This is a genomic window from Thermostichus sp. OS-CIW-30, from assembly GCF_054060215.1.
The window spans coordinates 1-21,525 of the sequence record NZ_JBSSCZ010000027.1; the positions used below are offsets into that span (position 1 = coordinate 1).

Here is a 21,525-nt window from a genome sequence, read left to right on the forward strand (position 1 = left end):
GTGGATCGAACTGCACGGGCGGTCGGAAGCAGGAACCCGCCGAGACGACTGCGCAAGGAGCCATCCATGCGTAGCGTGGTAGGAATCTCCGGCCTAAAGGCCGGGGAGGATGTCAATTGCAGAGAGCGAGTACCTTTGCTCAACAGGGTTGAGATTTGTCAACTCTCCTATACAAACCTTCTCAATCCCTTTTTTCAACAACCTTGTAGTCGGTAGAGTGTAGGGCATCTTCTGGGAACAGGCGACGTCAGGATCCTTAGCCCTTAGCTGCCAGGTGATACCGGTCACCGCCCTGAAGCTCTTTTGGGTGCAAGCTGAGAGTAACTGTGGCCACTTCCCAGATCTAGGAGATCGTTTAACCATGCGCAACCTCTCTTCCATCTTGCTGTTCGGGATCCCTCTGGTGAGCCTCAGTTGGACAGGGATCCCGGTGGTGGCCCAATCCGCCAATCCAGCCCTCTGCCAGCAATTTCCCCAAGACATTCGCTGCACCCTCTCTGCCCCCAGACAGGTGGGACAAGCGCCGCAACCCACATCCCGTCCTCGGATTGCAGTCTTGGACTTTGATTTCAGCAGCCTCAGCAATCCCTACAGCTTCCGCGAGGCTTCTCGGGGGGTGAGCGACCTGTTGGTGGATCGGCTGGTGAGAGATGGCACCTTTTCCGTCATCGAGCGCTCGCGGCTGGACGCGATCTTGGCCGAGCAGAACCTGGGTCTATCCGGTCGACTGGATGCCAACACCGCTGCTCAGGTAGGCCGGATCCTGGGGGTCGATGCGGTGATCCTCGGCAGTGTGACCCAGTTTGATGTGTCTGTGCGCCGTTCTGGGGGTGGGGCACCGGTCTTAACTCCCTTCGGCAGCTTCCCGCTGGCGGTGGGCGCTGAGTCAGTGGATGCCGATGCCAACGTGCAGCTGAATGCCCGCTTGGTGAGCACCAGTACTGCCGAGATCTTGGCCGTGGTCGAGGGCAAAGGCAACGCCAGCCAGTCGGATAGCACGGTCACGGTTGCCGGCTTTGGCGGGGGATCCGCCACCAGCAACGAAGAGAAGCTGTTGGTATTGGCAAGCCAACAAGCGGTGGAGCAAATTGCCCAGCAGTTGGCCGGTTTTGCCGGGCGCTTGGCAGCTCAGCCTCGCTCTCTGCCAACGGTTGACGCCTTGGTGGCGGATGTCTACGGCAACCAGGTGATCCTGAACAAGGGCAGCCGCGATGGCTATCGGGTGGGATTGATTCTTTCTGTGGAGCGCGTCGTCCGCGAGGTGAAGGATCCGGCCACGGGGACAGTCTTGCGCAAATTGACTGAGCCAGCCGGACAGGTCCAACTGACGGAGGTGGATGACAGCTCCAGTGTGGGACGCATTCTCAGCGGGGCAGGCTTCAAGGTTGGGGATGTGGCCAAGCCTGTCCAATGAGCTTTCCCAAGCCCTATCCTCAGGATCCCTCGAGGGGAGCAAAGCCCTGCCGTTGCGTGTTTTCGGTTACGGTGCGCGGCTCTAAAAATTGCAGCAGGTAGTCGGGGCTGCCGGCTTTGGATCCCACGCCGGAGAGCTTGAAGCCGCCGAAGGGCTGCCGCTCCACCAACGCCCCGGTGATCTCGCGGTTGATGTAGAGGTTGCCGACGGCAAAGTCCTGGCGAGCCTGTTGAATGTGGGAAGGGGTGCGGCTGTAGAGACCGCCGGTGAGGGCGTAGGGGGTGGCATTGGCCATCTGCAGAGCAGAAGAAAAGTCCGGCGCTGAGATCACCGCCAAAACCGGGCCAAACAGCTCCCGCTGCGCCAGCTCTGACTGAGGATCCACCTGGCTGAACACAGTGGGGCCGACGAAGTAGCCTTTTTCCGGCACGGGCAGGCTGAGGTCGAGGCGGGCATCAGCCTTAGCCGATTGAATGGCCTGGTGCAGGCGAGCTTGGGCTTCTGCATCGATGATCGGGCCAACTTGGGTGCCGGGGTGGGCCGGATCCCCCACATTTAAAGAGCGCACCGCCTCGATGAGCCGACCCAAGAACAGGTCGTGAATGGACTGCAAAACGATTGCCCGCGAGCAGGCGGAGCATTTCTGGCCACTGTAGCCAAAGGCGGAGTTGACCACTCCTTTGACCGCCTGATCCAGGTCGGCGCTTTCGTCGATGAGGATGGCGTTTTTGCCCCCCATCTCGGCAATGACCCGTTTGATGTGGTGCTGGCCCGGCTGCAGTTGCGCGGCTTGGGCGAGGATTTGGCAGCCCACCGCCTGGGATCCGGTGAAGGCAATCAGGTGCACCCGCCAGTCTTGAACCAACAGGGGGCCAATGGCTTCGCCCACCCCCGGCAGGAATTGAAAAACACCCTCCGGGATCCCAGCTTCGGCAAGGGCCTTGAGGATAAAGCCCGCCAGCTTGGCCGCGATCAGCGAAGATTGCTCCGCCGGTTTGAGGAGCACGCAGTTTCCGGCCACCAAAGCCGCCGCTGTCATGCCACAGGGGATGGAGAGGGGGAAGTTCCAGGGGGCGATCACCACCGCCACACCGCGGGGCTGGTAGTGGTAATGGTTGGTTTCGCCGGGCAGGTTGCACTCCCGTCCCCGCTCCAGAGCCTCCATCTGTTGGGCGTAGTAGCGGCAAAAATCGATGGCCTCGGAAACTTCCCCATCGGCCTGGGCAATGGGCTTGCCCACCTCCAGCACCATCCAGGCAGCCAGCTCCGCCCGCTGGGCTTCGATTTGCTCCGCCACCCGCCGCAGGATCCCCGCCCTCACGGCAACGGGGGTGCGCCTCCAGCTGGGGAAGCTGGCTTGGGCCGCTGCCAAGGCTTGCTCCACCTGTTCCGGCTCGGTCAACCCAATTTCCGCCACCACCTGTTCAGGATCCGCAGGGTTGAGGGAGAGCATCGCTTGTCGAGTGGGGCGATATTCTCCGGCAATCCAGGGCTGAACCCTCTGACCCAGTTGAGGCCGGATCTCGTCCAATGCCTGAAAAAAGGGATCCCGCTGCTGGGGCTGGCTGAAATCGGTGTCGGGAGCGGCGGCAAACGAGAGAGAAGGAGCCTGGAAAACGGATCCCTCGTCCAAGACCGGCGGGGCCAACAGCTGCTCGGGGTTGTAGCCCTGAACGCTTTGCCGCAGGAAAGAGGTGTTGGCGGTGTTTTCCAGCAAACGCCGGATCAGGTAGGCCATACCCGGCAGCAGCTCCCCGTAGGGGCAGTACACCCGCACCCGCTGTCCCTTCTGCACCAAGGCCTTGGCCAGGGGATCGGCCATGCCATAGAGCACCTGCAGTTCAAAAGCAGACTGGGGCACCTCCAGGGCTTGGGCAATGGCGATGGCTTTGGCCTGAGAGCGCACATTGTGGCTGGCGATGGCGGCGTGGAGATGGGTGTGGTGCTCCAACAAAAGCTGGGTCATGCGCTCGAAGTTGGCGTCGGTAGCAGACTTGCTGTTGTAAACCGGCTGTGGCCAGTGCTTTTGCGCCGCCAGGATGGTCTCTTGATCCCAGTAGGCCCCCTTGACCAAGCGCACCGTCACCGGGGATCCCCGCTCTTTGGCCCAGGCGATCAGGTTTTGCAGATCGGTGTAGCTATCCCGCAGGTAGGCCTGCAGCGTCAGGCCAACGTCGGTGCGGCCTCGGAACTCCGGCTCCAGCAGCAGCTCCTGCAAAATGGCCAGGGTGAGGGATTTGTAGCGGTACTGCTCCATGTCGAAATGGATCCCGACTCCCAGAGCTTCTGCCCGGCGCAACAGGACGCGAATCCGTTCCCCCACTTTGGCTTTGGCCCCCAGGGGATCGATGGGATCGAACTGGGAATAGAAGGCTGTCAGCTTCACCGACACTTGCGGCACAGGCTGCGGTTGTGGCCAGGTTTTGACCATCTTTGCCAAATGCTCCATCACCTGCAGATAGCGATCCAGGTAGGATTGGGCTTCCGCTTCGGTGATGACGGCTTCCCCCAGCAAATCCAGGGTGAAAGCCATACCCTGCCGGTGCAAAGCTTCCAGAGTTTTGCTGACTTGTTGCAGGGTTTCTCCGGCAATGTAGCGACGGGCCAAGGCTTCCACGGCAGCGGTTAGGGTGGTGGCAGCCAACTGCCCTGGCAGGGAGTCGGGGTCTGCAAAGTTGAGCAGGCTTTTCAGCATTCCCGGCAATTCCACCGCCGGATCTGAAAGATACTCCTGCAAATGGCGGGCCACCTCAGCCTTGCTTTTCAAGCTGGGCAAGACATCGATCAAGCGGAACAACTGGGTGCGCAGGTGGGGGTTCTCCATCGCCCAGGCCAGCAGCTTGTCCTCCCAGCGCAGTTGATCTCGCCACTGGGCCAGCAGGGATCTCTTCTCTCCCGAAAGAGAGGCGAACAGAGATTGGGCGAGAGCTTGGGTTTGGGCCTCGTAGGCAGTAGGAGCAGCTTGGGCAACCATCTGATGCACCGGGGGGCGGGATCCCTACCATCCTGTCATGGAAAGGATGGAACCTGAGGCCGATTTTGGGAAGATAATGGCAGATGGGGCCACCGCAAATCCTCGAATAGCTACGCCGGGTATAAGCAGCTTTGCAGGAGAAACTTATGCAGGCTTTTGTTGCAGGGGCTACAGGAGAAACCGGACGCCGCATTGTCAAAGAGTTGGTGGGCCGCGGCATCCGAGTGCGGGCGCTGGTGCGCAGCCGCGAGCTGGCCGCTCGAGTTCTGCCCCCCGAAGCGGAAGTGGTGGTGGGGGATGTGCTGGATCCGGCCACGCTGGAGACGGGCATGGAAGGATGCACGGTGGTGTTCTGTGCCACTGGGGCCAGGCCCAGTTGGGATCCCTTTCAGCCCTACCGAGTGGATTATGAAGGCACCAAGAACCTGGTCGATGTGGCCAAAGCCAAAGGGATCCAACACTTTGTTTTGATTTCTTCTCTGTGCGTGTCTCAGTTGTTCCACCCCCTCAATTTGTTTTGGCTGATCCTAGTGTGGAAAAAACGGGCAGAAGAATACTTGCAAAAGAGCGGCCTCACCTACACCATCGTTCGACCGGGGGGCCTAAAAAACCAAGACAACGACGATGGCATTGTCCTATCCAAGGCGGATACCCTCTTTGACGGCAGCATCCCCCGCACGAAAGTAGCCCAAGTGGCCGTCGAAAGTTTATTCCAGCCCGCCGCCCAAAATCGCATCCTTGAGATCATCGCCAAGCCGGGTGTGCCCAACCGCGACTGGAGCGCCCTCTTTGCCATGGCAGGATAGGATGTTCGCGCCAGGCTTGCCCTCAACTCTCCTCTGCCTTGGAATCAGCAGACTTCGCCAACTGCTGCAAGCGATCTAGGATCCGCGCCTCAGCGTTAGCATCGTGGAGTCGCAACGTCAGGCGGGGCACCCGCAGTGAAGCCGTAATCCGGCCTGAGGGCAGATCCAGCCACACCAGTTGCCCTTGAAAACAGCGACAGGCAGCCCCCCATTCCTGGGCCAGAGCTTCTACCTCTGACCAGGCAAGGCAGCGCGGCAGCAGCAGGTCAGTGGCCCACCCAGCCCCACACTCCCGCCGCCTGAGGACACGCACCTGCATGGATCCCTACATCCGCAAGGACTCCGTCCCGCTGACGCGAGCGGCGTAGAACTCGCACCAGGGATCCCCTTGCTCTCTGGCTTTGGTCTCCTGGCCGTGGAAGAGCCCACCCCGCTGGAAGAGGCGGTTGTAGAAGACTTGATCCAAAACCGGCTTCTGCTGGATGTTGCCGTTGTAGACCAGATTCATTATCGCCGGCACCGCCCCTTGAGCAAAATAGCAGGCGGGATCTTCTGCCCGTGGGTAGGAAGCCAAAAAGTAGTTGGCTTCGTAGTTGCCATCAATGGCCACCCGGCAAGACTGGCCGCTCACCACCTCCAAAGCCTGCCAGCGACCCCACCCCAGGCTGCTGGCCACCGCATAGCCGCCGTGGATCCAGTCCGTGTCCTTCTCCAGCATTGGCCCCACCAGGGTTTCCCACTCCACCGATTCCATGATGTTGCCGAAGGTGTAGAAGACACAAACATGCCCCGACTCGCGGATGAGAGCTTCCCCCACCCCCATCAGCTCAGCCTGCACCGCCTTCAGCTCCTGTAAAAAGCGATATTGAATGCGGTTGCAGTAGTTGGCAGGCATGCGCGTTAGCAACACGTTAAACGCGCGAATTTGCCCCCGCTCATCTCCGGCCAAAGGCAAGCCCCACAGAGCTTCGTTGACCGCATCGTAGTCCACTGCTGTTGTGGGCCGGGGGAACTGGAGCGGCTGCTCGATCAACTTGCCCATCCCTGGACTGGGAGTCAACAACTGGGGCCGCGGCAGCCGAGTGGCCTGGATCACGCAGTGATCCTTGCGCGTAACGGCCATACACTCCGTTTCTTCTGCCCCGTAGCTTCCCAGCTCGCCAAACGTGGCATCCAGAGCTGCCGCCACATAGCCCACCGCCAAGTGGTCAATGGGACGTGTGCGGTTGACCTGATCCCCGTACTTGCTCAGCCAACCTTCTGCATAGTGAGAATGGGTAAGCTGCACTTCCCCGCCTGAAGGTGTCACCTCAAACGCCAGCCGCCCAAATCCTAAAAAACTGAAGATCTGAGCTGCTACTGCCAGGCGCTCTTGGGTCTCCTGAATGCCAAGAGCCTTGAAAGCTCCGTACAGAAGACTGTAAAAGATCTCCTGGGCTGCGGTGCGCAGAATTCCCACTCCATCGATCCAGTCGGGATCTTCAATAGTCTGCTGCAGGAAGAGGTTGTAGTGATGGCAGTGGAAGATAACCGGCTCTCCAAACAGGGAGATGAGCTTACGGTCGCGGTCGAGATGTAGATGCTCAAGCATAGGCAAGTGAACTCAGATAAACAATAGGGGATCCCACAAGCGCAGCAACTGCCCTCAGACAAACCTCGCCAGCTATTCTCGACTACTCAGACCGGCATGGCAATAGGCAGGCGCTCTCGGCCCAAGAGATCTGCCACTGCTTTGTAGAGAATGCGCAGCTCCTGACGGCTCAGGGCGCCCTTTTCGAGACGGTTGCGGTCTAGGCCCGTTTTCAAAGACAGGCGCAGAGCCACAAAGTTGGGATCCGGAGCGTAGCGCTTGGCATAGTCCATCAGAGCCTGAGCCAAAGACATGGTGCTGTCCTGCACAGGGGGCAGTAGCGGCTTTCCGTCAATCAGAATGGCTTTGATGCGCTCTGAAATGGCTCTGAGGTCGGTGATGGAACGGGTCAGGAGTAACACAAAGTAGGGGCTTCTGGGAAACGCTTTGATGACAACCCGCAACGCCGAAGTGCCGGCCAAAAGGTAGTCCGCCTCTTGGTCAGAGCTGACAAGCTGGCATAGACGACTGTTGGCCTGGACTAGGTCGCCGGCGTAGGTGCCCAAACGTTCTAGGGCTTGCTCCTCTTGGGAATCGCTGACGTAGGTTACTTTGGCTACTGTAGCACCATCAGTGGCCCGCCCTATCAAAACAGCAATCAAGCCCGGAAGGCCGGCGATGTGCTGTTCAATCACGCTGCTGAGGGTTCGGATAGCCATGATCTGACTCCTTCCTGCGGCTACATGGGATAGCTTAAATGCACGTACATGCACGTACTATCCCATGTACTTATTCTACCAAAATGGATCAGCTGCTTCCAGACAAATCTCCCGGCCGGCTTAGCTCCAGGGATCCCAATTTTCGTGAAACTTACCTTCCAGGATGGCCTGGCGCATTTTCTGCATGTAGCGCACTAGCTCAGTGATGTTGTGGATAGAAAGCAGAGTGTAGCCCAGGATCTCTTGCGCGCGGATGAGGTGACACAAGTAGGCTCGGCTGAAGTGGCGGCAGGTGTAGCAGGGACAGTCGGGATCGATGGGATCCAGGCTGCGGCGGTGCTCGGCATTTTTGATGTTCCAGCGTTTGCCCCGGCTGATCACCGTGCCATGGCGGGCATAGCGGGTGGGGATCACGCAGTCAAACAAATCCACTCCGGCGGCCACAGCAGCGCGCATCTCGGCATAGGTGCCCACCCCCATGAGATAACGGGGGCGATCTGCCGGCAGTAGAGGGGCTGTTTGCCGCACAACGGCGTGCATAAACTCGACCGGCTCCCCCACACTCACCCCGCCAATGGCATAGCCCGGCAGATCCAACCGACAGACCTCTTCCACCGCCCGCCGGCGCAGCTCAGGGTAAACTCCCCCCTGCACAATGCCAAACAAAGCCTGATCCGAGCGGCGATGGGCTTCCACGCAGCGCTTCAGCCATTGGGTGGTTCGCCGCACTGCTGCTTCCACTTCCTCAGGGCTGGCAGGGTAGGGCGGGCACTCGTCGAAGGCCATGATGATGTCGGCCCCCAGGGCGTTTTGAATCTGGATGGATAGCTCTGGGGTGAAGTGGATCGTTCGGCCATCGCGGGGCGAGCGAAACGTCACTCCCTCCTCGTTAATTTGGCGAATGGCGCTAAGGCTAAAGACCTGAAAGCCGCCTGAATCGGTGAGGATGGGGCCCGACCAGCCCATAAAGCGGTGTAGCCCCCCTGCCGCCTGAATGATGCTTTCGCCAGGTTGCAGGTGGAGATGATAGGTGTTGCTGAGGATGATGTGGGCACCTGTCTCCTTGAGCTGAGCCGGGGTGAGGGTTTTCACGTTGGCCAAAGTTCCCACCGGCATAAAGCAAGGGGTTGGGATCCCACCGTGGGGGGTGACGAAGTATCCTGCCCGCGCTTGGGTATGGGGGCAGGTGCCCTCGCAGGTGAAGGTAAAGTCGGCCAAGGTCAGCGTTATCGGCTTTAATCTTGTGCGCAGCAGAGCTTAGCACAGATAGAGCCGCCGGCAAGGGATCCCTTTTGCCAGCCTTGACAGGGATCCCCTGCTTTGGGCACACTTGTAGATCGCCGCGGAACTGGCGGAATGGTAGACGCGCTAGATTCAGGTTCTAGTGGCAGCAATGCCATCGGGGTTCAAGTCCCCGGTTCCGCACTCTCTTTCCTTCAACACTTAGGTTAAGCTATGCCGACATGCCCTGTCGGCCAAGGATAAGTATTGGGGGTGTAGCTCCACGGCCAAATTAGACTCCCTGCTCGCCGTGATGCTTCATCTCTTTCAAGTTGCCCTTAGAGGGTCAATTCGCTCTCAATTTGACTGAGTTTAATGCGGGCAAGAGCTAAGTTCCCTTTTTCTCGGTCTAAGGCTAGGTAGAAAAATAGGCCGTTTATGGTTTTAAGCGTACGCACTAGATGGTACTGAGTTTCCAGGATGATTAAAATCTCTTCAATTCTGTCGGTGAACTTAAGTGACTCCGCGACTCGCATCTTAGCGCGAATCACTTCTGTGTTTCCGGCGATTGCCAGCTCCAAGTTAGCTTCAGGAAAAGCGGGGCTGTTGGTGCCCTTATATCCCAAGCACATCCCTGTTTTCCAGTCCCCCAGCGCCACCCCCAGTGCTCCATCGATGCTCAGAGCTTTTACCAAACTGTCTTGGAGTTTTTGCATGACTGAGAGTATTCCCCCTTTACAAAGCTCGTCTCTCTTTTGAATAGTAAGCCTTCCGTTGAGAAATTTCAACTCGAAGCTTGCTTAAAAATGTTAGGATTTGATTATTTATAGGATGAGTGAAACCAAATGCATCAGAGGAAGCTTATTGAGCTTTCTCATCTTTGACATCAGTATAAATACTGAAACTGGGATCCGGTAAGTCTTTTTCCCTTCTGCCCGCGGCGGCTCTGGACGGGCCACGGCTCAGACCCTTATTTTGGCTCGTTTGCAGGAGCTAGAGTAGCTGACGCAGGCGTGGTGAAAATGTAGCGAACTGAACCAACGGGAAGCTGGTTTGGGGATCGGATCCCTGTAGCTTCCGGTGGAGAGGCTTGGAAGTTATGCTGGGGTTACCTCTTTTACCTTGAGACTATCGACCTCCGAGATCGGTGGATCGGGATCCCTTTCTCTCCGCTTAGTTTGACCTATGCCTAAGGCCCCCCTCCCTCCCAACGAAGAGCAGCGGCTGGCTGCCCTGCGGCAGTATCAGATTTTGGACACCGCTCCTGAGAACAGCTTTGACGAACTCGTCCGCCTTGCCGCCTACATCTGCGGCACGCCCATTGCTCTGGTCAGCCTTATCGACGAACACCGCCAGTGGTTTAAAGCCAAATTCGGCGTCGATGTGCAGGAGACTCCCCGGGATGTGGCCTTCTGCGCCCACGCCATCTTGTCGCCTAAAGAGCCGCTGGTGGTGCCCGATGCCACTCAGGATCCGCGCTTTGCCGATAACCCGTTTGTCGCTCAAGAGCCCCACATTCGCTTTTACGCTGGCATTCCCTTGGTAACTCCAGAAGGGCAAGCCCTGGGCACGCTTTGCGTTGTCGATTATCAGCCTCGGCACCTGACCCCAGAACAACTGGAGCAATTACAAGCCCTGGCCCATCAGGTGGTGGCCCAACTGGAGCTGCGCCGTACTTTGAGGGAACTGGCTCAGACGCCTCTGCTGCCTAAGTCGGGGGATACTAAACCTGCCCGCAAAAACCGCTTTCTCCTCAAAGTTACCGCCGGTTTTGGCCTGGCTGCCTTGCTTTTGGGCGGGATCACCTACTCAGCTCAGCGGAATGCCTCTCAACTGCCGCAGCTTACAGAACGAGTGGCCCACACTCTAAAAGTGATCCAAAACTTGGAAGGATTGCTGGCGGAAACCCGCGCCGCCGAGGCCGGTAAACGTGGCTATCTTCTGACCGATAATCCTCGCTACCTCGGTGAGTACCAAGACAGCCTTGAAGCAATCTCTACCCGTCTGCGCCTGCTGCAGGAACTGACTGTCGACAACCCCCTGCAGCAAGAGCGCCTGAAGCGCCTAGAGCTGCTGCTGGAGCAACGGCTACGAGTCATCCAAGACTTGATCCGGCTGAGGGAGCAAGAGGGGCTACTCGCCACCCAGGAAGCCCTGGAAAGCAGCGAAGGGCCAAGGTTGGTGGAGCAAATTGCCGATTTGATCCTGGTGCTCCAGCAGGAGGAAAATCGCCTTCTGCAGCAACGCAGCCAGGAATTTCAGTTTGCCTGGGTTAGAACCAATCTCATTGCTTTTGGCGGGCTCATTTTTACTTACCTGGTTTTGGCCTCGGTTTACTTCCTCATCCGCCGGGAGACTGCCGAGCGGGAAGAGGCAGAACGATCCCTCAAGCAAGAGCGGGATTTTACCAACGCGGTTATCGATACGGCAGGGGCGCTGGTGGTGGTCATGGATCCAGAAGGGCGTATCCTGCGCTTCAACCGCGCTGCCGAGCAGCTTTCTGGCTACTCGCTGGCAGAAGTTAAGAACCGGCTGCTGTGGGATTTGGGTTTGATCCCGCCGGAAGATGTGCCTGGTGTGAAGCAAGCTTTTGAACAGCTCAAGGGCAATCATTCCCTCTTTTTGAATCGCCATGAGAATTTTTGGCGCACCAAGCAAGGGGCACTGCGGCTTATTTCTTGGTCTAACACCGCCCTAATCAACGCTGCCGGCGAGGTGGAGTTTGTCATGGGCACCGGCATCGACATCACCGACCGCAAGCTGGCGGAGCTGGCCTTGAAAGAAAGCGAAGAGCGCTACCGGGATCTCTTTGAAAATGCCACTGACCTCATCCAGAGCGTGGATGCTGAAGGGCACTTTTTATATGTCAACCGCGCTTGGAAAGAGACCTTGGGCTATGACGAAGCTCAAGTTTATCAAATGACCCTCTTCGACATTCTCCATCCCGACTGCCGGGAGCACTGCCAGGCTCTTTTCCAGAAGCTTCTAGCAGGGGAGAAACTGGAGAGGGTAGAGACAGCTTTCCTCACGGCCACTGGTGAAACTGTTTGGGTGGAGGGCAATGTCAACTGCCGCTTTGAAGATGGAGTGATGGTGGCTACGCGGGGCATCTTCCGCAACATTACCGAGCAGAAGAAAGCGGCAGAAGAATTGGAGCGGCAAAACCGCCGGGCTCAGTTGCTAGCCAATCTCAGCTTGAAGATCCGCGAATCTTTGGATATCGCCGAGATCCTAGAGACGGCGGTAACAGAAATCCAAGCCCTGCTCAAAGCCGACCGAGTCTTGGTCTACCGCTTCCAGCCGGATGGTTCTGGGATCATCTCCAACGAGAAAACTCAGCCAGGGATCCCCTCCTTGATGGGAGAGGTGATCGAGGATCCCTGTTTTCAGGAAAAGTACGCCCAGCTCTACAGCCAGGGCCGCGTTCGCGTTGTTAGCGATGTGGAAAGTGAAGGACTGGAGCCTTGTTACCTAGAGCTGCTGCAAAAAATGCAGGTCAGGGCCAACTTGGTGGTGCCGCTGTTTTTGGAGCAGCAGTTGTGGGGGTTGTTGCTGGCCCACCAGTGCTCTGGCCCGCGTCAGTGGCAGCCGTTTGAGATGGAGCTGCTGTCGCAGTTGGCCAACCAAATTGGCATTGCCCTCACCCAGGCAGCCCTTTTGGAACGGGAGAGAAAGCGCAGCCTGGAGCTGGAGCAGGCCCGCAAAGCAGCTGAGCAGGCTGCACAGGCCAAAAGCAGCTTCTTAGCCACCATGAGCCACGAGATCCGCACCCCCATGAACGCGGTGTTGGGGATGACGGGCCTGCTGCTGGAGACCCCCCTCAATGCAGAACAGCGAGACTTTGTAGAGACCATCCGCATCAGTGGCGATGCCCTGCTCACCCTCATCAACGACATCCTGGACTTCTCCAAATTGGAGGCCGGAGAAATGGAGCTGGAGATCTTGGACTTCGATCTCCGCTCGTGTCTGGAAGAGGTGGCGGATCTTTTCGCCCCCACTGCCCACGCCAAGGGATTGGAGCTGGCGGTGCTCATGCCACCGGAAGTGCCGCGCTATCTGCGGGGAGATGCCTCGCGACTACGGCAAATCCTCAACAATTTGGTAAGCAACGCCATTAAATTTACCCACCAGGGGGAGGTGGTGATCCAAGCAGAGGTGCTGCAAGAAACCGCTACCCATGTCCACCTCAGGCTCTCGGTGAGAGATACCGGAATCGGGATCCCGGCGGCGGCGCAGAGCAAGCTGTTTCAACCGTTTAGCCAGGTGGATGCCTCTACCACCCGCAAATACGGAGGTACGGGACTGGGCTTGGCCATCTGCAAACAACTGACAGAACTGATGGGGGGAACCATCTCGTTGCAAAGCCAGGAGGGACAGGGCAGCACCTTCAGCGTCGAGCTGACTCTGGAGCGGCAGCCCTACGTCCAGCAGCTTGCCCAGCCTTCTGCTCGCATCCCGGTGGATCTGCAGGGCAAGCGACTGTTGGTGGTGGACGACAACGCCACCAATCGCAAGATCCTGCGCTGTCAGGCCGCGGCTTGGGGAATGGTGGTGGAAGAGGCCGAAAATGCCTATCAGGCTATGGACAAACTGCGCCAAGCCGTTCGGGAAGGCAGACCCTTCCCCCTGGCCGTTTTGGATATGCAAATGCCAGAGGTGGATGGGGAGACCTTGGGCCGCTGGATCAAGGCAGATCCGCAACTGGCCGAGACGCAACTGGTGATGATGACCTCCCTGGGACTGGGGGAGCACTCCCGCCGCGCTGCCGAAATCGGCTTTGCCGCCTACTTGGTTAAGCCGGTAAAACAAAGCCGCCTTCAGGAGGCGTTGGCCATGGCCCTGGGGAAATCTTCTGGCCTCTCCACCTCTCTTTTGGGCATTGGCCCCCCTCTCTCTCAGACGACGCCTATGGCCGACCGACCCCAGCAGTCCCTGCGCATTTTGCTGGCAGAGGATAACCCCGTCAACCAAAAGGTGGCTTTGCGCCAGCTCGAGAGTTTGGGCTACAAGGCCGATGTGGTGGCCAATGGTCAGGAGGTGTTGGATCTCCTGCAGAAGGTCAGCTACGACCTCATTCTTATGGATTGTCAGATGCCGGTGATGGATGGCTACGAGGCCACCCGCCGCCTACGCCAACAGGAACGGAGATCCGGCCACCGCACAGTGGTGATTGCCATCACGGCTAACGCCATGCAGGAGGATAGGGAGCGCTGCCTGCAGGCAGGCATGGATGACTATCTCAGCAAGCCGGTGCTGAGGGAAGATTTGGAAAGGGTGCTCAACCACTGGAGCCAGGTGATTGCCCAGTCTGCAGCAGGATCCTCCAATGGATCCGCTTCTAAAGCAGCCTCTCCAGCTTCCCCCGCCGAGAGCCGGGATCCCTCTTCTCCCACCCAGCCCTACCCCATCGACTCTGCCTACCTGGATCAGGTTTCCGGCGGGGATCGCGGGTTTCAGCGGGAGCTGCTGCAGGTGTTCATCCAAGATTGTGAAGACCAGCTGCCGCAATTGCGCCAAGCCATTGCCGGTTACGACGCAGAAAGAATGCGGCGGATCGCCCATCGCCTCAAAGGAGCCAGCTCCAACGTGGGAGCTAATGCTTTTTGCCAAGTGGTCCGCGAGCTGGAGCACTTGGGGGTAGCGCTGGCCCAGCAGGGATCCCAAGGTGGTCATGACCTAGAATGGGCACGCGCTCTCCAGGCCCCAGAAGACCTAGAACGCATCTTGGCTGATATCCGCCAGTACTTGCGAGATCTGGAAGGATAGATTCCAAAGGCTCGGCGCCGCTTCCGCGGCCACCCCCTCTCCCAGAGAGAGGGGAGTTAGGAAGCAATGCAGCAGAAATTTTCATGCCTGTTGCATTCGGAAGCGATGCAAAAGCCTGGCCGCAGCCAGGCCTGTAAAGATCTACAGCAAAGATCTACAGCAGTGTCTTGGGTCTACTGGGATTACATCAGGCCAATTTGAGAGAGGATCCCTTGGCCGGTCAGCAACTCGGTCGCAACGCCAATCACAAAGCCCAGCATTGCCAAACGGCCATTCCACTTTTCGGCGAAGGTAGTGAAGCCGAACTTAGCTTCTTGGTTCTCCATGGTTTTAGCTCCATCAACAGGTGACATCTTTAATGTGGCTCAGATATTAAAAATTGTCAAGTTTTATGTCGAGAGCTAACAAGGGATCCCTAGCTGCTTTTCACGGTTGTCCAGAGGGCGTCGATGAGGCGCAGCTCTTCCCCTGACAGCACTTTAAGGTAGGTGAGTTTGGCCAGGGCCTCTTCGTCAGGGTAGATGGCCGGGTTTTGCCGATCTTCTGGGTTGATCATGGGCAGAGCTGCAGCGTTGGGGGTGGCGAAGCGGTTGTGGTTGCTCAGTTGAGCGCCGACTTCAGCATCCAGGATGAAATTGATGAAGCGATTGGCCAGCTCGGGGTTGGGGGCCTGGGCGGGAATGGCCATTACATCCAGCCAAATGTGGGCACCCTCGCGGGGGACAAAATAGCCGATGTTGGGGTTTTCTTCGGCAGCTTGCAGGGCATCGCCGCTGTAGACGATGGCTACATTGGCCGTTCCAGAAACCAGTTGGTTTTTGCCCCCCACGCCCCCAATTAGGCCGGCACTGCGGCGCTTGGTGTCGATCAAAAGCTGCTGGATCTGCTGCAGTTCGGAGCGAACGGTGGTGTTCATATCGAAGCCCAGGTAAACGGCAGCAGCGCCGATCATGGAGCGCATCTCGTCGATCATCACAAAGGGGCCATACTGCTGCTGCGGGTCGAAAATCAATCCCCAAGAGCGTTCAAAGTTTTCGGGCAGGCGGTCTTTGCGGTAGCCAATGCCGGTGGTGCCCCACTGATAGGCGGCGGTGTAGGTGTTTTCTGGATCAAAGGGCAGGCCGACAAATTTTTCGCCCAGGTTGCTTAGGTTGGGGATCAATTCTTTGTTGAGAGGCTGCAGCAGTCCCAGCTCCAACATGTTGGGCACAATGTAGTCGGTGGGAACAACAATGTCGTACTGGCTGGTGCCTCCCCCCCGCAGTTTGGCCACCATGTCTTCGTTGGATTCGTACACGCTGACCAGCACGCGGCTATTGGTGGCTTTTTCAAAGGCGGTGAGGATGTCGGGATCGATGTATTCTGACCAGATGTAGAGGTTGAGAGTCTGCCTCTGGGCAGAGGTAACATGGGGCCAAAACAAAACCAGGACAAGCACACAGCAGAGTAGGGTTGTAGCCGAGGCAATCCACTTTTTCATGAGATTTCTCCGACTGTGAAAAGTTGAAAACATCGTATCTGCTTTCATCCCCCAGCCGGCTACACCCGCGGCTAGGGGGCACGCCTTGGGCAATCGCCAAGCCCCGCAAACTCCGGTTGAGGCTCGGGTACTCACCCTTGTTTCCAAGACAACACCCAAACGGTATCAACGCCTCCGCGAGCGATCCGCCAAAAGCCGCAAAGGCCGATTCTTTCGTCGGATCCCTCGATGCCTTGCGCCACAAGGCTTTCCAGCCCCAAAACCCCCTCGCCGCAGCTCTTTTTGCCGACTTTTTTCCGGATCCCTCGCAAATGGGTCTTGCATTCCTTGCCCTGCTTGGGTTTAATAGGGGTGGAGTTCCCCCTTCGGGGGGATCCCTAGAAATTGGAAACTACCTTACAGGGTGCAACCCATCACTGCCCAACTTGGAACGTTCCCCCTTCGGGGGGATCCCTAGAAATTGGAAACAGTCGGGTACCTCGCGTAGTGTGCATTCTAAGCGGTATTGTTCCCCCTTCGGGGGGATCCCTAGAAATTGGAAACCCATTCTCTACCGTCCGGCTATCCTGCCGGATGGTTGTCTTGTTCCCCCTTCGGGGGGATCCCTAGAAATTGGAAACAGGTTTCGGGAGAAGAACAGGCAGTGACTTCTCAGTCTGTTCCCCCTTCGGGGGGATCCCTAGAAATTGGAAACCTCTAAACCTCCCCCAACTCGACACCCAGGTGTATCGTTCCCCCTTCGGGGGGATCCCTAGAAATTGGAAACGTATCAATTGGGTGCTCTAGCGTTCTTGCGTTGTGAAGTTCCCCCTTCGGGGGGATCCCTAGAAATTGGAAACTGCAGGATAATCTCCATAGTTAACTCCTCTCCCTTTACGTTCCCCCTTCGGGGGGATCCCTAGAAATTGGAAACATACCACGTGCTGTCATGAAGACACGTAAATTGAGACAGTTCCCCCTTCGGGGGGATCCCTAGAAATTGGAAACGTATAAAGTGTTTTGTAGTAGCAGTATTGAACACTAAAGTTCCCCCTTCGGGGGGATCCCTAGAAATTGGAAACGACAAACGGAGTTCAACCATCGGAGCATCCTCCAATTGTTCCCCCTTCGGGGGGATCCCTAGAAATTGGAAACTGGCGCTCGTTCAACTCCCGCCCAGGCGCTTTCACTTCGAGTTCCCCCTTCGGGGGGATCCCTAGAAATTGGAAACTTGGAAAACTCAGCTATCTCTGCTAGGCGATCAGGGTTCCCCCTTCGGGGGGATCCCTAGAAATTGGAAACAATTCCGCCACCGATCCTGGCTATACTGAGGACACGCTCACCCAAAGTAGGGGTGAGCTTTCACTCGGCAGCGATTCACATGAGTTTTTGGAAGGGCCTGTTCGGGTCAGCAGGAGCTGCTACAACCAAAGAGCCGGCGCAAACAGCTAGGGCCGACCGTCGCCAGGAAACGGTGGTGGTACGAGGGGAGACAATCCTCTTCAGCTTGGATCCCAACTTGGATCTGTACGAGCTAGAGGAGCTCTGCGATGCGGTGGGGTGGTCGCGTCGCCCCATTCACAAGGTGAGAAAAGCCCTGCAGCACAGCTTTTTGGTGGTGTCGATGTGGCAGCAGCGGGGCAGCTACCGTCGCCTCATCGGCTTTGCCCGGGCAACGTCCGACCACGCTTTCAATGCCACCATTTGGGATGTGGTGGTTCATCCCGATTTCCAGGGTAGGGGTCTGGGCAAGCGGCTGATGGAAAAGGTGATCCACGAGCTGCGCGCCCGAGACATCAGCAACATCACCCTTTTTGCCGATCAGGGAGTGGTCAGCTTTTACGAACGGCTGGGCTTCACCGCCGACCCTGAGGGGATCAAAGGCATGTTCTGGTATCCCCGCTAGCGTATGGCCCCTGTGGTGATTTTGCCCGGTTATCTGGCGGGTGCGTCGGAGTATGAGCCCCTGCGCCAAGAGCTGGAAGCCCGCGGCTATGCGGCACGGGTGGTGCCGTTGCAGGTGCGCAGTTGGTTTCCCACGCTGGGGGGAAGGCCTGTCACTCCCATCCTGTGGGCCCTTCGAGAGACCATCCAAAAGACCTGCGCTGAGTTTGGGGTTGACCGAGTTAACCTGGTGGCCCACTCCGCCGGCGGCTGGATTGCCCGCATCTACCTGGGATCCGTGCCCTATGGGGGACAGGTGTGGCAGGGGCGGGAGCAGGTCGCTGCGCTGATTAGCTTGGGATCCCCCCACACCAGCCGGGAGCGCTGGACGAAGCGCAATTTGGACTTTGTCAACACCCACTATCCGGGGGCCTTTTGGCCCGAGGTCAAATATGTGTGCGTGGCGGGCAGGGTCATCCAGGGGCAGAGGTTGAGTCTGGGATCCCTGTGGCGACAGGAGCATTATCTGGCTTGGCTGGCCTACAACAGCTATTGGCTCACGGCTGGACAGGGGGAATTGTGGGGCGATGGCATTACCCCCATCGAGGCTGCCCACCTGCAGGGGGCTGTTAACCTCACTCTGCCCAACTGCTACCATTCCGGTCGGGGTGGACGGCGCTGGTATGGATCCCCCGAGGTGGTGGAAACTTGGGCTCAGTATCTGGCTTAGGGCCGGGGTTTAGCTGCCAGGCTTGCTTGGGTCGCCGAGGGAAGTCTCGGGCAAAGAGGCGGCCGATTGGCGGCGTTCCTGCTGACGCCGGGCGGCTTTTACCATCTCCTCGACCACAGCCCGCGCCTGCTTCATGCGATCCAAACTGCTGCGATAGAGCTCCAGATCTTTTCTCACCCGCTCTGTTGAAAAGGGCAGCTTGCTCACCACATTCTCCAAAAAGCGGCGGGTGCGTTCTTCTGGTTCTTCGTAAAGGGACTTGGCCACAACTTCATAGGCTGTGTAAAGGCCAACAGCTAAGACCCGGCTGTAGGCGTAGGGCGGCTGAGTCATGCGCTCCAAAATGGCTTTCAACCCACCCACATCTTCCGCCTCTGGCTTGAGACAGAGGAGATCAAGTCTTTGACGGGGATCCCCGCTTCCCATCAACTCCAGCAGATCGCGGGCATTCTTGCGCAACACCTCCGGCTTGAGGTGCAGAGCCTTACAGAGGGCGTTGAAAATGGCTTCTCGCTGCTCAGGGGGGTGATAGGCTTCCATCAGCCCGTCGTAGAGGGTGACCAGCCCCAAGGCAAAAAACGGATCGTAGACGAAGGTGCTGTTGACGGTGGTCAGGTGCAGCTCCACCAACAACTCCTCCACCACCCGGCGATAGACGGCGTTGATCGGGCGAGGGTAGGCGCTGAAAAAGGCCGCTTTGGTGGCGGAGAGGGTGCGAACAGGATTCACAGGCAGACAAAAATGAGCTTGAGGATGGCTTCTCTGTTTTTTTATTCTCACCTGTGCTGACCCTGAGGGCAAGCTGTGTTGACATCCTCCCCGGCCTGAAGGCCGGAGATTCCTACCACGCTACGCATGGATGGCTCCTTGCGCAGTCGTCTCGGCGGGTTCCTGCTTCCGACCGCCCGTGCAGTTCGATCCACAGGCCATCCGGGCTGACACGGGTGGTTCACCCACCCGCATCCCGACCGCAGCGTCGGCCGTGTCCTGCCCTTCGTCTCGCAACAGCTGTATCCCGCGAGCAAGGATGTTGATGGCACCGACCAGAAAGGCCTCCGGCCCGCTGCCGCGAAAGGCCTCCGGCCCGCTGCCGCGATCGGCGTTATTCTCATAGCCGCACGCCACGCACTCGAACCGGGCTTGGGTCTGGCGGTTGTCTGATGAAACATGGCCGCAACATGGACAGGTGCGGCTCGGGTTCTGCGGCGGCACGACAATGAGCCTGCCACCTTTCCAGGCCAGCTTGTACTCCAGCATGCAGCGGAACTCATACCACCCCTGGTCGAGAATGGCTTTGTTTAACGCTGACTTGGCGCGGACGTTCTTCCCAGGAGCATCTGCCGTTCCTGCTGGCTGTTGGGCAGCAATTCGTACTTGAAGGCTTGAAGTCGTTGCACCGCTCAATCGTATTCTTGGCCTATGCGTGATGACAACGATATAGGCTACGGTCGGCGCTATCCTTCCCCGCCCTGAAGGACGGGGCTTGCCGCGCCTTTTGGTCAGGGTGCGTACTCTTCAAACTCGCTCCAAAAAGGCCACCCCCTCCACATGCCCGGTTTGGGGAAAGAAGTCAGCCGCCCGCCATTGGGTAAGGCGATAGGATCCCTCTGCCAGTAGGATCTGCAAGTCTCGCGCCAAAGTGGCAGGGTGACAGCTAATGTAGACGATGCGTGGTGGTCGTCGCAGCTTTAGGGTCTCGAGCACTTGGCGGTCGCAGCCGCGCCGCGGCGGATCCAGCACCACAATGTCGGCAGGGGGCAGGGTCGGCAAAACCTGTTCCACCGTGCCCTGGAAAAATTGGGCTGAGGCGATACCGTTGAACTGGGCATTGTAGCGGGCTTGGGCCACCGCTTCCGGCAAAGCTTCCACCCCCATCGCCCGTTTCGCCCGTTGCGCCAGCAGCAAGGTTAAGGTGCCGATGCCACAGTAGGCATCCAGGATGGTTTCCTCTCCCCGCAGGTTCAGTTGGTCGGCTATCCAGGTAAAAAAGGCTTCTGCTTGCTCTGTGTTGACCTGGAAGAAAGAGGTGCTGTCGATCCAGAGGGAAAAACCGGCAAATTCCTCCCGCAAAGACCCCCGACCGGCAATCACCTCAGTCTCCGGGCCGAAGATGGCATTGGTGCGGGCCGAGTTGAGATTGAGACAGACCCCCACCAGGTCAGGGTAGCGCTGCATCCAGCGTTCGGCCCAGCTTTCCAGATGGGGCAGGCGACGACTGCAACTGACCAAGGTCAGGAGCACCTCGCGGGTACGGCGACCGATGCGCAAACCCAAGTGGCGGAGATGACCTTGGTGACGACTTTCGTCGTAGACACTCCAGCCCGTTTCTTGGAGATCCCGCTTGATTTCCCTCAGGAACACATCCAGCCGCTCGTCTTGCACGGGGCATTGGTTGAGGTTCACCAGGCGGTGGCTGCCCCGTTGGTAGTAGCCCATGCGCAAGGGCTGGCCCTCCGGTTTGGCCATGGGGTAGGTGACCTTGTTGCGATAGCGCAGCGGCTGCTGGGATCCCAAAATAGGGACAGGCTGCGGCAGAGTCAGACCGCCAATCCGCTCCAGTGCATCCCTGAGGATTTGCTGCTTGGTGGCCAATTGCTGGGCATAGCTGACATGTTGCCATTGGCAGCCACCACATTTGTCCGCCACAATGCAGGCTGGTCGCACCCGTTGGGGAGAGGGAGAAATCAGCGACCGAATTCGCCCGACCAAGTAGTTGCGCTTGATCTCGGTTATTTGGGCCACCACCTGATCCCCGGGCACTGCCTGGGACACAAACACCACTCGCCCTTGTCCAAGTCCTACCGTGTGGGCAATGCCATCTCCCTGGGGGGTCAGGGCCGTGACCTCCAACGCCAAGAGATCCCCAGGTTTAACGGGATCAGGAAGGCCGGAAGGGATCGGATGTTCCATTAGGCTGTTTCGCCGAAATTCGAAATAACTATAACCATAGGTCAGGTCGTGTTGGCTGGAGTCAGCATTGCC

General features: G+C 58.2%; 15 protein-coding genes, 1 tRNA gene, 1 pseudogene and 1 CRISPR repeat array. Of the genes and pseudogenes, 6 read left to right on the plus strand and 11 right to left on the minus strand.

Annotation, left to right across the window (positions count from 1 at the left end; genetic code table 11):
• Window positions 1-361: 361 nt before the first annotated feature.
• Window positions 362-1,414 (plus strand): CsgG/HfaB family protein, encoded by a 1,053-nt coding sequence (locus ACVWZF_RS11465; protein ID WP_457411491.1) that lies wholly within the window; start codon window positions 362-364, stop codon window positions 1,412-1,414.
• 19 nt (window positions 1,415-1,433) lie between these two features.
• On the opposite strand, the gene pruA is transcribed toward ACVWZF_RS11465, so the two are convergent.
• Window positions 1,434-4,388 carry an L-glutamate gamma-semialdehyde dehydrogenase gene (gene pruA, locus ACVWZF_RS11470; protein WP_457411492.1) on the minus strand — a complete coding sequence of 985 codons (2,955 nt, stop codon included), beginning with the start codon at window positions 4,386-4,388 and terminating at the stop codon, window positions 1,434-1,436.
• A 146-nt stretch (window positions 4,389-4,534) separates the two neighbouring features.
• Here pruA and ACVWZF_RS11475 point away from each other — a divergent pair, with 146 nt between their 5' ends.
• Window positions 4,535-5,194 carry an SDR family oxidoreductase gene (locus ACVWZF_RS11475; RefSeq protein ID WP_457411494.1) on the plus strand — a complete coding sequence of 220 codons (660 nt, stop codon included), beginning with the start codon at window positions 4,535-4,537 and terminating at the stop codon, window positions 5,192-5,194.
• 22 nt (window positions 5,195-5,216) lie between these two features.
• On the opposite strand, the gene ACVWZF_RS11480 is transcribed toward ACVWZF_RS11475, so the two are convergent.
• The 4 genes from ACVWZF_RS11480 to tgt all read right to left on the minus strand — a co-directional run bounded on the left by ACVWZF_RS11480 (window position 5,217) and on the right by tgt (window position 8,701).
• A complete protein-coding gene (locus ACVWZF_RS11480) occupies window positions 5,217-5,513 on the minus strand; it encodes a hypothetical protein (protein ID WP_457388884.1) in 297 nt (98 codons plus the stop codon).
• A gap of 6 nt (window positions 5,514-5,519) precedes the next feature.
• Entirely contained in the window at window positions 5,520-6,785 is a 1,266-nt protein-coding gene (locus ACVWZF_RS11485; RefSeq protein WP_457411496.1) for a hypothetical protein, read from the minus strand.
• A gap of 86 nt (window positions 6,786-6,871) precedes the next feature.
• Window positions 6,872-7,483, minus strand: coding sequence for a hypothetical protein (locus ACVWZF_RS11490; protein ID WP_457411498.1), 612 nt, complete (start codon window positions 7,481-7,483; stop codon window positions 6,872-6,874).
• 120 nt (window positions 7,484-7,603) lie between these two features.
• Window positions 7,604-8,701, minus strand: coding sequence for a tRNA guanosine(34) transglycosylase Tgt (tgt, locus tag ACVWZF_RS11495; protein WP_457411499.1), 1,098 nt, complete (start codon window positions 8,699-8,701; stop codon window positions 7,604-7,606).
• Between the two features lie 124 nt (window positions 8,702-8,825).
• On the opposite strand from tgt, the gene ACVWZF_RS11500 reads away from it, so the two are divergent.
• Window positions 8,826-8,908, plus strand: a tRNA-Leu gene (locus ACVWZF_RS11500).
• Between the two features lie 134 nt (window positions 8,909-9,042).
• On the opposite strand, the gene ACVWZF_RS11505 is transcribed toward ACVWZF_RS11500, so the two are convergent.
• The gene (locus ACVWZF_RS11505; RefSeq protein WP_457396270.1) at window positions 9,043-9,420 is read right to left on the minus strand and encodes a hypothetical protein; all 378 of its coding nucleotides are present in this window, start codon (window positions 9,418-9,420) and stop codon (window positions 9,043-9,045) included.
• 469 nt (window positions 9,421-9,889) lie between these two features.
• On the opposite strand from ACVWZF_RS11505, the gene ACVWZF_RS11510 reads away from it, so the two are divergent.
• Complete coding sequence (locus ACVWZF_RS11510; RefSeq protein ID WP_457411500.1) at window positions 9,890-14,470, plus strand: GAF domain-containing protein; 4,581 nt, start codon at window positions 9,890-9,892, stop codon at window positions 14,468-14,470.
• A gap of 182 nt (window positions 14,471-14,652) precedes the next feature.
• Here the strand turns inward: ACVWZF_RS11510 and ACVWZF_RS11515 are convergent, their stop codons facing one another.
• Together ACVWZF_RS11515 and ACVWZF_RS11520 are read right to left on the minus strand one after the other, a co-directional pair.
• Window positions 14,653-14,796 (minus strand): chlorophyll a/b-binding protein, encoded by a 144-nt coding sequence (locus ACVWZF_RS11515; RefSeq protein WP_041436191.1) that lies wholly within the window; start codon window positions 14,794-14,796, stop codon window positions 14,653-14,655.
• A gap of 89 nt (window positions 14,797-14,885) precedes the next feature.
• Complete coding sequence (locus tag ACVWZF_RS11520; RefSeq protein WP_148202683.1) at window positions 14,886-15,950, minus strand: polyamine ABC transporter substrate-binding protein; 1,065 nt, start codon at window positions 15,948-15,950, stop codon at window positions 14,886-14,888.
• Between the two features lie 356 nt (window positions 15,951-16,306).
• A CRISPR array of direct repeats spans window positions 16,307-17,231; the repeat unit is 36 nt; unit sequence GTTCCCCCTTCGGGGGGATCCCTAGAAATTGGAAAC.
• A gap of 79 nt (window positions 17,232-17,310) precedes the next feature.
• Here ACVWZF_RS11520 and ACVWZF_RS11525 point away from each other — a divergent pair.
• On the plus strand, window positions 17,311-17,835 hold the full coding sequence (locus tag ACVWZF_RS11525; RefSeq protein ID WP_414343795.1) for a GNAT family N-acetyltransferase: 525 nt from the start codon (window positions 17,311-17,313) through the stop codon (window positions 17,833-17,835).
• 3 nt (window positions 17,836-17,838) lie between these two features.
• Complete coding sequence (locus ACVWZF_RS11530; RefSeq protein ID WP_011432154.1) at window positions 17,839-18,543, plus strand: esterase/lipase family protein; 705 nt, start codon at window positions 17,839-17,841, stop codon at window positions 18,541-18,543.
• A 9-nt stretch (window positions 18,544-18,552) separates the two neighbouring features.
• Here the strand turns inward: ACVWZF_RS11530 and psb29 are convergent, their stop codons facing one another.
• The 3 genes and pseudogenes from psb29 to rlmD form a co-directional block, all read right to left on the minus strand.
• Complete coding sequence (psb29, locus tag ACVWZF_RS11535; protein WP_041436186.1) at window positions 18,553-19,272, minus strand: photosystem II biogenesis protein Psp29; 720 nt, start codon at window positions 19,270-19,272, stop codon at window positions 18,553-18,555.
• Between the two features lie 120 nt (window positions 19,273-19,392).
• Window positions 19,393-19,923 (minus strand): annotated as a pseudogene (locus tag ACVWZF_RS11540) (RNA-guided endonuclease InsQ/TnpB family protein); the annotation flags it as partial.
• 135 nt (window positions 19,924-20,058) lie between these two features.
• A complete protein-coding gene (gene rlmD, locus ACVWZF_RS11545; protein ID WP_011432153.1) occupies window positions 20,059-21,453 on the minus strand; it encodes a 23S rRNA (uracil(1939)-C(5))-methyltransferase RlmD in 1,395 nt (464 codons plus the stop codon).
• Window positions 21,454-21,525 lie beyond the last annotated feature (72 nt).